The sequence below is a fragment of the Micromonospora sp. NPDC005087 genome (assembly GCF_042872965.1).
Taxonomy (GTDB): domain Bacteria; phylum Actinomycetota; class Actinomycetes; order Mycobacteriales; family Micromonosporaceae; genus Micromonospora.
On record NZ_JBIALB010000032.1, the window covers coordinates 21,078 to 32,719 of the forward strand.

Sequence of the window (11,642 nt, forward strand, 5' to 3'; positions counted from 1 at the left end):
CGCCGTTCCAGTCCGCGATCGTCCGCCGGTTATCGCTGGCTTGGCTGCTTTCCTGGCTGCTCGCGCAGCCGCTAGGCTCCCCGCCCGATGTAGCCGCGGGTCCACGCCTCCGTGAATCTACCCCGGGTGATGGGCCCGGCCCGGCGCAGGTAGGCCACCATCAGCACCAGTCCGACACCCCCCATCGAGAGGAGCAGCCAGCGGGGCAACTCGCGCGATACTGGGGCCGGGGCACAGGCGGTTGGCGTCGGTTACCTGACTGGGTTGAGGCCGCGTCGGAGCGCATCGACTGTTTCGGCGGCCTGGCGCCGAGATACGGCCGCGCCCGTGATGGTGGCCGATCGGTGGAAGGTGCCGGGGAACAGGTGCAACTCAACCGACACGCCGGCATTCAGCAGGCTAGATGCGTAGGCCAAGCCCTCGTCACGCAGCGGGTCATTCTCGTAAACCGATACGTACGCCGGGGGGAGGCCGGAGAGATCGTCGGCGCGGGCCGGTGCCGCGTAGGGAGGAACGACCCCGTCACGCCCCCCCAGGTAGTGCCGCCAGCTCAGCACCGCGTCACCTTGGTTCCACAGCGGGGTGTCGCCGAACGTACGCATCGAGGTTGTGCCCAGCCGGTCATCAACCTCGGGGGCGTCGAGCAGCTGGAAGCACAGAGGTGGTCCGCCGCGGTCGCGGGTGAGCAGCGTCAGTGCTGCGGCGAGGCCGCCGCCGGCGCTCATGCCGTACACGCCGATCCGTGCGGCATCGACGCCGAGTCCATCGTATTCGGAGGCGATCCAGCGCAACACGGCCTCGCAGTCATGCAGGGCAGCCGGGTACGGATGCTCGGGGGCCAGCCGGTAGCCGACCCCCACGACGACTGCGTGCACTTGGGTGCACAAGTCCATGGCCTGTGCGGTGGCCGTCTCCAGGTCGCCCATAACGAATCCGCCGCCGTGCAGCAGGAGCAGAGCGGGAAGTGGGCAAGTGACGTTGGGCGGCGTGCAGACCCTGACTGGCACGCAGTTGCCATCCATACCAAGCACCTCGTGGTCGGCAACGATGACCTCGCCCCGTGAGGGTCGTTGCGCGCCCGCAGCGAGCTCCCGCATCCGGGCGCGGGCCCCGGCGAGGTCGTGGATGTGCAGGTCCGGCAGCGTGGGCAGGGCTGCTGCCAGCTCGGGATCCATGTACACTCTGCGACCCCCTTGCCAACTGGTGACAGTGTTCTCCTGGGCAACCCGGCCCTTCCACTGCCGTTGACGTTCCTGGCGCGGAGACGGACCAGGCATCGGTCCTCGCGCAGATCGGACTGCTCAGGCTGAACCAGCTTCCAGCCCTGAGCCGTGGTCAAGCTTCCGTTCTCACCGACGACACCAGCAGGCTGAACCACCTGAACCGGTCACCAGCGCACTGAACGCCCGTCAGTCGCCGTAGACCGCGCTGCCACGCGCTGATCCTGCTTCTCTGCTGGCAATGTACCAAGTAGGCCACGCGCCACGAGCTGTATCCCGGTGCGCCCCGCACATTTGGCCGCTTCCCACTGGAGCGTTAACTCACCCATTGCATGCACGGTGCCGCGACGGCACCGGGTCCGGCAAGCGCAGCCGCGGCGTGCCGGTTACAGCTGTTCGACGACCTGCCGCAGTTCCGGGTTGAGTGTCCAGCCATGCGTGTCGAGCAGCCCGCGCAGCTCGGCCAGCGCGGAGCGCGCCGGTATGCCGGTGGTCAAGGTCGTGTAGCGGGCGGCGACCGCCGGCGTGCGACTCTGACCGGCGGCGCAGTGCAGCAGCACCACATGCCCCTCCTTACGCAACTCGAGCACCATCCGGGCGGCCTGATCGACCACGAAGTGCGGCTGCGCATTGGCGCCGGGCTGGTCGACAAGCCACACCGACACCCAGTTGCCGTCAGCCACGTCGTCGAAGTCGTCGCAGCCGACGCGGCACAGGGAGACCACCGCGCTGGCGCCCGCCGAGGCCGCATCGGTGTGAAGGTTGCCAAGGATCACCCCGGGATCGTGCGGATGCGCCAGCATCAACGGTGCAACCGCAGGTCGCGGCGCGTGAGCGCAGCCCGGCCAACCGCCCTGGCCGGCCTGGCCGCCGTGGGCCGTCAACAAGGCCAGGCGGATCAGGTCCGCCGCACGCTTGTTCGGCCAGCCGTGAACGACGCGCTGCCAGGCCTGGGGCACCGCGGAAGAGCCCCACCGTGCGCCCAGCAGCGCCCCGGCGATCGCCGCGACCGTGTCGGTGTCGTCGCCGACACGCACCGCCGCCGCCAGAGCGCGTTCGAGATGCTGGCAGGGAAAACTCCCGTGGCCCGGATTGTGCTCCGGCACGTCGGTGTGGGTGATCGCCGACCAGGCGGCCTGCAACGCCGCGACCACGAACCCGTTGGGACGGAACTGCTCCGGCGGCTTGGACTCCGCCTCAGCCAACCAGCCCGACCACTGGTCACGCCGCCCTGCGGGCAGCAGGTCCAGACCCTCGCGTACGCCGTCGAACGTCCCGTCGAGAACCGCCCGGCGAATCCCCGCACACCACAGCACACACGCGTCCGCGGCCAGGGGATCGTGATGGGTCAGCTCACTGACCGCGCGGGCGGCCTCGGCGAGCGCCTCCGGCTCGCCGAGATAGGCCAGCGCAACCGGTGCGGTGCGCATCAGGGACCCGTTACCCGCGCTGCGGCCGGTTCTCCGGTGCAGGTCCGCAGCTGCGTCTCGCATCGCGGCGGCGATGCCCGCTCCGCTCAGGTGGGAGACCGCGTCGAGGACCTGCCGGGTCTGCACCCCGATGTCGCTGGCGCCCTCCCGTCTCCATCGCAGAAAGTTGCCGGCGATCCGGTCGAGGGAGTCGCTGGTGCGCAGGTCCGCCCCAGTGGCGGATACCTCTGCGATGCACCTCGCCATCTGGGTGTCATCGCTCGCTGTACTCACCAGGCGCGTACGGGCCGAGCCCCCCACCGCGCATCACCGGCTGCTCGCCGACCGCGAGCGGCAGCCGGAACTCGTACGGCACGCCCAGCGCGTCACCGCACGCCGCCCCGAGGAGAACACCCGCAGCCCGGTCGCTCTGGATCGCGTCCAGCGGCACCGCCGCTGCCATCAACTCCCCCACCCTCACCAACTCCTCACACCCTCATCGGCCTGGGCCAGTCCGGCGACCATACTGCGGCAGCGCGGCTGGAAACATCCTCACCCCGGCCGGGTTTGCCGCCCGCCGGATCGGCACTGCGCGGTTATCACGCTCACGCCGCCGATCGTTCGCCTGGCGAAGCGGAGGCTAGCAGCGGCCGCCGGAATGTCGCACCGCGATGATTCACTACCGTCCCGCAAGGCAAGCCCTGCTCGGTACCCCTGCCGTGCCACCAAGGAGACAACATGCACATCTCCGCACATCTGGATGTCGACCTGCTGGCACTCGAGACCGACGACCAACTGTCCGTGCTCGTCGAACTGACCGCACCCACGGCGTCGGCCCGCAGCGTGGCCATCAGCCGATCCGGGAACCCGAACCGGTACCTCGCGCCGGCGCCGATGCGGCGACGACGCGCACGGCCGGCGAGCCGGTCACGGTGCCGGGCTTGCCACCGCGGCGCCAGCTCCGCGACCAAGCCCTCAATCACCTGCCCGGACAGCCCCGTCATCCGACGATCCATCATGATCGCAGCACCAACCATGGCACGATCATCGATACTCAAGGATTCGCAACTGTGCACGAGGTCATAAGGGATGTCTCGTAACTGGGACAGCCGGCCGCCAGCTTGCCTACTGAGACACGCTGACGCCTTCGGGGCGGGGTGTCGCTGACTGGGCAGCGCCCGTTGACTCGGGCGCTCGGGCGCCCACAGTAGCGATCCGGGCGCCGCGCTGGGCCGGATCGCCGCAGACACCACCGCCGCGAAGCGGCCCAACCGGCTCGCCGCGCGTCGCCGCTCGTTGGCAGGTGAGGGTCGGGCGCAGCGGGGAAAGCGGCCGGATGGCCGACGATGCGCTGACCCTCTTCCTCGCGGGCGACGTGATGACCGGCCGTGGGGTGGACCGGATCCTGCCCCGGCCGGGCCCGTCCGACCTGCGCGAAGGCGCGGTCCGCGACGCGGAGACCTACGTCAGGCTGGCCGAGTCGGTCAGCGGGCCGATTCCCCGGCCGGTGCCACCGCGGTGGCCCTGGGGCGTCGCCCTGTCACTGCTGGACCAGCTGCGGCCGGACGCGCGGATCGTGAACCTGGAGACCGCGGTGACCGGCCGGGGCGAGCACGCGCCGGCCAAGTCGGTGCACTACCGGATGCACCCGGACAACGTGTCCTGCCTGGCCGCCGCCCGGCTCGACGTCTGCGCGTTGGCCAACAACCACGTGCTCGACTTCGGCCCGGTGGGCCTCACCGACACCCTCGACGCGCTGGCCGGGGCCGGGATCGCCGCCGCCGGCGCCGGCCGGGACGCCGCGGCGGCGTGGGAGCCGGCCCGGGTGGACCTCGGCCGAGGTCGCCGGATGCTGGTCTTCTCGGTGGCCGCCCCGTCCAGCGGGGTGCCCCCGTACTGGGCGGCCACTGCCGACGGGCCCGGGGTGGCGTACCTGCCGGAGACCTCCGCCGCCACCGCCGAGCAGATGGCGCGGCGGATCGCCGCCGAGGCCGAGCTCGCCGACCGGGTGCTGGTCTCCGTGCACTGGGGCACCAACTGGGGGTACGAGGTGCCGGCCGAGCACGTCGAGTTCGCGCACCGCCTGCTCGACGCTGGCGTGGACGTGGTGCAGGGGCACTCGTCGCACCACCTCCGACCGGTCGAGGTCTACCGGGACCGGCTGATCCTCTACGGCTGCGGGGACCTGGTCGACGACTACGAGGGCATCAGCGGGCAGGAGGTGTACCGGCCTGAACTGCGGCTGCTCTGGCTGCCCGCCCTCGACCCGGACACCGGCCGGCTGCGCGGCCTGCGGGCCGCCCCCGTGCGGATCCGCCGGATGCGTCTGGAGACCGCGAGCCCCGACGAGGCGCGCTGGCTCGCCGATCTGCTCAGCCGCCTCGGCACCCGTTTCGAGGTCGCCGCCGACGGGCTGCTCACTCTGGCCGGCGACTGACCCGGGTGGCCCGCGCCACCTACCGCCCGCCGTGGGCCCGGTGGCCATGGGCACACAACGTGTGCAGAAGCGCATCGATTGCCGGCTGCTTGCGCTCCAGTGCGGCGAGCTTGGCCCGGCACTGATCAAGCTCGGCGGTGTGTCCGCGCGCAAGCTGCGCGAGATTTTCGACGGCGACAGCTGGCGCAGCTGCACTCCGCCTCGCCGTCGATCTGGCAACTTTCACCACTTCATCGACGCCACCGGCCAGCAACTCCGCGACGCGGAACAGCATGCGATGCCCCCGACGGCGTGGACCGCTGGCCGCCTGACTCACCCACCAACCGCCAGCCGGGCCGGCAACACCGATCCCGCTAGTATCCACTCGCATTTCGTTGGCTGTCGGCTTGACGACACCACGCTGGACGCCGGTGCCCACCAGGCGCACTTTCACAAGTGCACGATGCGTATACAAAGGCGCGCTCACCGCGGTCGAGGAGCATCAAAATGTCCGACGTCGAGGTGAAATCCTACCGGTACCTGCGAACGGCGATGGTCGCCTTGCTGCTCGGCCTTGGAGCAGCGGTGATGTACCACAGCCTACAAGCGGGCGCTTTCCTGGCATCCGTTAGTGCCTACTACTACACGCCTGCGCAGGCGATCTTCGTGGGCGCCCTCATCGCCCTCGGGGCCTGCATGATCGCCTTGAAAGGGACGAACGAGGTCGAAGACGTATTTCTCAACCTCGGCGGGATGTTTGCGGCCGTGGTCGCAATCGTTCCCACGTCGCGCGGCTCTGACTATAGGACGGCGGTTCGCGCCTGCGAGCAGGCGGACAGTCCGGCGCTCGAAGAGCTGGACTGCCCCACGGTCCGGACGTTGGCCGAGGCCACCAAAGCGAACGTCGAGAACAGCACCGTTGCTCTGCTGTTTGTGGGCGCGCTGGCTCTCCTCGCCGCCATACTCTTCTACTCGTTGAAAGACCGGAGGACGCCTGGGGCAAAGTTCCCTCGGTGGGCATACGCAGCGGCGTTGGTGGTGTACGGCGGATCTGCCGGTGCTTTCGCGGCGTCCAGGGCGTGGTTCATTGATAACGCCCACTACATCGCCGCCGTTGGTCTGCTTGCATGCATCATCGTCGTGGCGGTGGCCAACGCACTTCGACGCGACCAGGGACGGCAGGAGACTCTGAACGCCGTTCCCGGCGCGCTAGCCCGATCCAGGGATTTCTACGCATGGTTCGCGCGGATCCTGCTAGGGGCTGCCGCCGTGGGCACTCTGTTGTGGCTTGTCGACTGGATCAGCCTCTTCCTGCTCGAGATCGTCGTCGCCGCGTTCTTTGCCGTGTTCTGGATGGTGCAGACCATCGAACGGTGGCGCGACGAGCCCGGGCCCGATGGCAGTGATCCTGGTGATCTGCCAGCCAGCAAAGCGCAACCGTCCAGCCCAGGCAGCCGACGTCCTAACCACGACCAGGCCGACCGGACAGGTGGACGGGCTTAGCCTCGACAATTCGCGCCCGACGCCGATTCGCCCGCCCGGCACATCTGATCCTGTTGACGTATGCAGTTCTGGTGGCTCCTTGCGTTGAGCGGTGGGCGCCGAGCTGGCCGTCGTCGCCGGGCTTCCCGACGCGCCGGAGCTGCTGTCGGCCGCCGAGGGGCACGAGAGCGCGTGGGCCGCCGCCTGCACCGCCCGGGCCCGAAGCCGCCTTTACGGCGACACCGCAGCCCTCACCGCCGCCGGCGGGGTGGGAGCACATCGGCGCCCGGTTCGAACGGGCATCCACGCTCCTGCTGCTGCCGGACCGTGCCGCCGAAGGCCGCCGGGACCTCGACGCCCTCGGTGTCGAGGTCCCGGCTCAACGAGTTTGATGAGCGTCGGGCCCGTCCCGCGGCGATCAGTGAGCCCCCTCCCGACCGGCGGCGGTCGGGAGGGGGGCCTGCGATCGGTTTAGGCCACCGGTTCGGGCGCGTCCACGCCGGCCTCCCTACGCGGCGCGGGGACGAACTGGGCGTCGCCCTCGTCGGCGTGGTAGTCGTCGGTGGTGGTGCCGTCGGCGCCGTCGGTCACCTTCGTGGCCCGTAGGATCAGCGTGCCGAGCACCGCCACCAGCAGGTTGACCAGTACGGCCACCAGGCCGACGTAGACCGTCCTGGTGGTGTCGAAGCCGAATTCGCCGAGTGAGAAGGCCGAACCACCGAAGTGCTGCCGGCCGCCGGCCCCCGGGATCTGATAGAGCATCCACATCCCCAGACCCATCCCGGCGACCCAGCCGGCGATCAGCGCGCCCCGGTGGAACCAGCGGGTGTAGAGGCCCAGCGCCACCGCGGGCAACGTCTGCAGGATGATCACGCCACCGATCAGTTGCAGGTCGATGGAGAACTGCGGGTCGAGGAAGACGATGCAGGCGACGGCGCCGACCTTCACCACCAGCGAGGTGATCTTCGAGACGTTCGCCTCCTGCGCCGGGGTGGCGTCGCGCCGCAGGTATTCCTTGTAGATGTTGCGGGTGAACAGGTTCGCCGCCGCGATCGACATGATCGCCGCGGGGACGAGGGCGCCGATCCCGATTGCGGCGAACGCGATGCCGGCGAACCAGCTCGGGAACTGCTGGTCGAACAGGAGCGGCACGACGGTGTTGTTGTCCACCGAGCCCTCCTTGGCCCCCGGCAACGGGGTCACCCCGGCCGCGATCGCCATGTAGCCGAGCAGCGCGATCAGCCCCAGGAGCAGGGTGTACGCCGGCAGCGCCGACATGTTGCGCTTGATTACGTTGCGGTTCTTGCTGGCCAGCACGCCGGTCAGGCTGTGCGGGTAGAGGAACAGCGCGAGGGCCGAGCCCAGCGCCAGGGTGATGTACTGCCACTGGTTGTTGGCGTTGAGCAGGATCCCGTCGCCGGCGCTCTGACCCTCATCGCCAGTCTCCCTTCTCGCGAACGTCAGATCAGCCAGGGCGGTTCCGCGCCGAACAATGGGGCGGGTGGCCCTCGGTGTGACTGCGGCGCGGGGCATCATGTGGCGTGATCCTTCGCATCGCAGCCCGCGTACCCGACGAGCCCGCACTCATTCATCAGCCTCGGACTACGCTGCCCTCCCCGACGACACCCTCGGTGTCGACGCCGACTGGACATCGACTACACCGTCATCGCGGGCAGGTCCCGCCCCCAACGGGAGAACACCCCTCGAATGAGTAGGTCACTGGTCCGGTCGCGGGCGGCGCGTGCGGACACCGCCGCCTGACGTGGCGGTCTCCGGCCCCGCGGCCAGTTCAACGCACCAGCACGGCCTCGGCATCACCGAGGTGCTCACCGACGAACTCGCGGACATCAGCACGAACCTCGGTGTCGTCGCACTTCACCCTGGACAGCAGATCGTGCATCCCGTCCGGGCCGGCGTCCCCGACATGCTCCGCGATCGTCCAGCAGTTCTTCCTCGGCAACGGCGCCAGCAAACCACGGACGAACTCGCGCACCCGGCGACGCGGCTCAGGCCTGCGGAAACGCTGCCCGACCGTCAACATCAGCTCGTCGAACAACACCCGCCACCGTCGGGCGTCCACCCTATATCCGGCAGCCACCACTGCGTCGTTGTCAGTCCACATAACCGTCCATGACCGACGGTGGCTGTCCTTTGTTCTCCGCGCCGCATCGGCCGCAGCTCAACCGCTCTCGTAATTTTGCGCAACATCGTCGATGAGCCGGCAGCGATTTTTGTGCGCGGAAGGGGTTATGGCGACGTGGAGTGCATCGTCCCGCTCAATTGGCGGCCCTGGCCGGTGCCGAACACCGAGTTCTGGCGGACAGCTTTGCGGGCTCGGCCATGAGGGATTTGGTCGGGCAGCGCGAGCTTGAGCTAAAGCCGGGTTGAGCTTCTAGGGTGTGGCCCATGTACCTGCCCCGGCCGTTCTGGTTTCTCTGGATTGGGACGCTGATCAACCGGTTCGGCTACTTCGTCATACCTTTCCTGACGTTGTTCCTCGTGCGCCATCAAGGATTTGATCCCGCGACCGCGGGTGTGGTGGTTCCGACACTGGTGGTGGGAATGCTCGCCACCGCTGTGGCGTATCTTGCGTTGGGAGCGGCCGCATCGCCGGTGGTCTTGGCCGGGTGCGCCGTTGCGGCCGGGCTCGCCACTGACTTGTATCGCCCAGCGGTTGCCGCGATCGTTGCCGACCTGGTAGCGCCAGAGCACCAGCGGCGTGCGTTTGGCCTGCTTTATTGGTCGATCAACCTGGGTGTCGGGGTGGCATCGGTACTGGGCGGGGTGGTCGCTGAGCGCGACTTTGGGTTGCTGTTCGTGATTGATGCGATCACGTGCATCGGGTTCGCCGCGATCGTGGTGTTCGCCGTTCCCGAGACGAAGCCGGCCGGGCCGCGGACCTCGAGTTCGACAGTCCTCGATTCGCGGCTTGCCGGGCTGACGGCAAGCACGTTCGCGGTGGCGGTTGTCTACTTACAAGGTTTCGTCACGCTGCCGCTTGCGATGTACGCGGATGGGCTCGATGCGGGCGCCTACGGTCTGGCGGTGGCGGTCAACCCGGCGGTGATCCTGATCTGCCAGCCCTTACTCATGCGGCTGCTGGCCAAACGTCCCTTGATTTACGTCTATGCAAGCAGCGGGGTTCTGTCGGGCGTCGGGTTTGGGCTCACGCTGGCGGCCGATACCACCGCTGGTTACGCGGCAACAGTCGCGGTGTGGACACTGGGCGAGATCGCCTTGAACATCTCAGCTCCCGCCATCCTCGCGATGATCGCGCCTCCGCAAATGCGCGGCCGATATCAGGGTGTGTGGGGCACATCGTGAGGGCTGGCCATGCTCGCCGCGCCGGTAGCCGGGACCTGGACGTGGCAACGGTTCGGGGCTGGGCCGCTGTGGCTCGGATGCCTGGTAGTAGCAAGCGCGGCAACGTGCTTACTTCTCGTTTGGAGGTCGAAATGGACAGTAGTGAATTCACGGATCTGATGAGGGCGATTGAGCGGGCGTGGAGTACTGGCGACGCCGCCGCGGCAGCGGCCTGCTTCACCGAAGATGCGGTGTATGTCGAGCCGCCTGATCGGCAGCGTTACGCCGGCCGGCACGAGTTGTTCGAGCTGTCGGGCGGCAATGACCCGTCGCCTATGTCCATGACCTGGCACAACTTGGTTTTCGACCCAGTGCAACAGGTCGGAGCTGGCGAATACACCTTCCGCGGCCGGCGACAGTTCCATGGCATGGCCATCGTGCATGTGGAGGGCGACAAGATCCGGCGTTGGCGGGAATACCAGTACGAAAGCCATGCAGATTGGGCTGACTTTGTTGGGGATAGCCACTTTTGAACAGCGGGAAGCGGACGCCGTAGTGCGCGAAGCAGGCGGCCAGGCAGAGCGCTGCGGGTCAATCACGCGTTGGCCGCAATTTCCACAACAGAGGAGCGTCCGCCCCTGCGCCGCCACTGACGGAAGCGTACGAGCGGTATCAGGCGGCCAGTAGCACGCGCGCACGAGTTGGTGCGTCGACTGGATGACGGGTCGACGAAAGGCCATGATCACAATCCCCGGCTGGAGTACTAGGCCGCGGAATGGGGAACTCCCGCCGCCAGTGCCCCTCGTTACACTCAGCCTCGTCACACGAACACTCGCCGTCGAACCACGCTTCGAACCGATCCCACTTGTCGATCGGGTCGTCCAGATACACCTCCGTGGTGCCGCCGGCGTCGAGGCGGTCGGGCCCCAGGGCCCCGGCAAAGTCGTCAGGTGATACCGAGCAGTGCCAGCGGGCGGGTGCTGTCGCGGGCGTGACGTCGGTTAGCGGCGGCGATGTTGGTGACGCCGGCGGTGCGGAGTGCGCCGATGGCGGCGTTGCGTAGGGCCGCCATGACTTGGGGTCCGGTGCCGGTGCGGATCTGGGACCGGTCTTCGTCGTAGGTGACGTCGCGAATCCGTGCGCCGTGAGGCGCTGCTGTTTCGAGTGGAGGTGGGAGACCTTCACCGCTGACCCTGTCGCAGCAGGGCGGTGGAGCTGAGGGCAGCCTGATCCGGGGAGTGCCGGGGAGGGCGGGAGCAGCCCGGACAAAGCCGGGACGCGCCAGTACTGCCAGATGGTGCGGGTCCGGTGAGCGTGATGGAGAGGAGTACGCGAGAAACCTGTGTTCTTACGTCCCTCAAGATGTGACCGACCCTGAACCTGGCGGATGCGGGTCGGATGCGGTGCGCACCTTCAACTTTGAGGTTGAAGTGAACTCCTAGGTGGTCCTGGATTCGGCTGCCGGGAGGCCATGGTGAAGTGCTGCGGGGTAGCCATGGCGATGCCGCTGGGACATAGCAGGGCTCCTACTTCGTCGAGCGAACAGCAGTGAACACGGGAACCGTCTCGATGCTGCCTATTCTGCGTGCAGCCTGTGCGTGGGAAGGGCTGGGTCCACTGTCGACCGATCGGATCGGGGTGGGGCGGAGCCGTCGTAGTACTCCGAGGCCGGGAGAGCCGGTCACATGGGGAAGGACGGCAGCGGTTGTGGAAGGGAAGGAGACTGCAATGCCGAAAGATCCACTGGGGAATCCCGGCGGTCCTGGTGAGCAGTGGTATCCGTTCGCCAGGGTATCGGAGATGCAGGCCAAG

The 11,642-nt window shown here is 68.2% G+C and carries 9 protein-coding genes and 2 pseudogenes; 4 read left to right on the forward strand and 7 right to left on the reverse strand.

All coding sequences use genetic code 11. The annotated features are described in order from the left end of the window. Positions 1–251: 251 nt before the first annotated feature. From ACFYPS_RS34165 to ACFYPS_RS34175, 3 genes are all read right to left on the reverse strand, one after another. Positions 252–1,175: an alpha/beta hydrolase gene (locus ACFYPS_RS34165; RefSeq protein ID WP_387330297.1), complete on the reverse strand. Its 924-nt coding sequence runs from the start codon at positions 1,173–1,175 to the stop codon at positions 252–254. 431 nt (positions 1,176–1,606) lie between these two features. Further along, on the reverse strand, positions 1,607–2,896 hold the full coding sequence (locus ACFYPS_RS34170; RefSeq protein WP_387330322.1) for an ADP-ribosylglycohydrolase family protein: 1,290 nt from the start codon (positions 2,894–2,896) through the stop codon (positions 1,607–1,609). Between the two features lie 7 nt (positions 2,897–2,903). Continuing rightward, positions 2,904–3,104 carry a hypothetical protein gene (locus tag ACFYPS_RS34175; protein WP_387330300.1) on the reverse strand — a complete coding sequence of 67 codons (201 nt, stop codon included), beginning with the start codon at positions 3,102–3,104 and terminating at the stop codon, positions 2,904–2,906. A gap of 861 nt (positions 3,105–3,965) precedes the next feature. On the opposite strand from ACFYPS_RS34175, the gene ACFYPS_RS34180 reads away from it, so the two are divergent. Further along, entirely contained in the window at positions 3,966–5,066 is a 1,101-nt protein-coding gene (locus ACFYPS_RS34180; protein ID WP_387330302.1) for a CapA family protein, read from the forward strand. 19 nt (positions 5,067–5,085) lie between these two features. On the opposite strand, the gene ACFYPS_RS34185 is transcribed toward ACFYPS_RS34180, so the two are convergent. Then, positions 5,086–5,499: a hypothetical protein gene (locus ACFYPS_RS34185; protein WP_387330305.1), complete on the reverse strand. Its 414-nt coding sequence runs from the start codon at positions 5,497–5,499 to the stop codon at positions 5,086–5,088. 53 nt (positions 5,500–5,552) lie between these two features. On the opposite strand from ACFYPS_RS34185, the gene ACFYPS_RS34190 reads away from it, so the two are divergent. Then, positions 5,553–6,548 carry a hypothetical protein gene (locus ACFYPS_RS34190; protein WP_387330307.1) on the forward strand — a complete coding sequence of 332 codons (996 nt, stop codon included), beginning with the start codon at positions 5,553–5,555 and terminating at the stop codon, positions 6,546–6,548. A 450-nt stretch (positions 6,549–6,998) separates the two neighbouring features. On the opposite strand, the pseudogene ACFYPS_RS34195 reads toward ACFYPS_RS34190, so the two are convergent. Both ACFYPS_RS34195 and ACFYPS_RS34200 read right to left on the reverse strand, forming a co-directional pair. Then, a pseudogene (locus tag ACFYPS_RS34195) lies at positions 6,999–7,952 on the reverse strand (sodium:solute symporter); the annotation flags it as partial. Between the two features lie 370 nt (positions 7,953–8,322). Further along, positions 8,323–8,568 (reverse strand): annotated as a pseudogene (locus ACFYPS_RS34200) (transposase); the annotation flags it as partial. A 365-nt stretch (positions 8,569–8,933) separates the two neighbouring features. Between ACFYPS_RS34200 and ACFYPS_RS34205 the strand changes: the two are divergent. Both ACFYPS_RS34205 and ACFYPS_RS34210 read left to right on the forward strand, forming a co-directional pair. Beyond that, positions 8,934–9,851 carry an MFS transporter gene (locus tag ACFYPS_RS34205; RefSeq protein WP_387330310.1) on the forward strand — a complete coding sequence of 306 codons (918 nt, stop codon included), beginning with the start codon at positions 8,934–8,936 and terminating at the stop codon, positions 9,849–9,851. A gap of 131 nt (positions 9,852–9,982) precedes the next feature. Continuing rightward, a complete protein-coding gene (locus tag ACFYPS_RS34210; RefSeq protein WP_387330313.1) occupies positions 9,983–10,363 on the forward strand; it encodes a nuclear transport factor 2 family protein in 381 nt (126 codons plus the stop codon). Positions 10,364–10,776: 413 nt separating this feature from the next. On the opposite strand, the gene ACFYPS_RS34215 is transcribed toward ACFYPS_RS34210, so the two are convergent. Next, positions 10,777–10,902, reverse strand: a complete 126-nt coding sequence (locus ACFYPS_RS34215; protein ID WP_387330316.1) for a hypothetical protein — start codon at positions 10,900–10,902, stop codon at positions 10,777–10,779. Positions 10,903–11,642 lie beyond the last annotated feature (740 nt).

What these genes read in the sequence shown, in the direction of transcription:
- ACFYPS_RS34165 (WP_387330297.1), bottom strand. Translation starts at nt 1,175, where the DNA reads ATGGATCCCGAGCTGGCAGCAGCCCTGCCCACGCTGCCGGACCTGCAC.
- ACFYPS_RS34170 (WP_387330322.1), bottom strand. Translation starts at nt 2,896, where the DNA reads ATGGCGAGGTGCATCGCAGAGGTATCCGCCACTGGGGCGGACCTGCGC.
- ACFYPS_RS34180 (WP_387330302.1), top strand. Translation starts at nt 3,966, where the DNA reads ATGGCCGACGATGCGCTGACCCTCTTCCTCGCGGGCGACGTGATGACC.
- ACFYPS_RS34190 (WP_387330307.1), top strand. Translation starts at nt 5,553, where the DNA reads ATGTCCGACGTCGAGGTGAAATCCTACCGGTACCTGCGAACGGCGATG.
- ACFYPS_RS34205 (WP_387330310.1), top strand. Translation starts at nt 8,934, where the DNA reads ATGTACCTGCCCCGGCCGTTCTGGTTTCTCTGGATTGGGACGCTGATC.
- ACFYPS_RS34210 (WP_387330313.1), top strand. Translation starts at nt 9,983, where the DNA reads ATGGACAGTAGTGAATTCACGGATCTGATGAGGGCGATTGAGCGGGCG.
- ACFYPS_RS34215 (WP_387330316.1), bottom strand. Translation starts at nt 10,902, where the DNA reads ATGGCGGCCCTACGCAACGCCGCCATCGGCGCACTCCGCACCGCCGGC.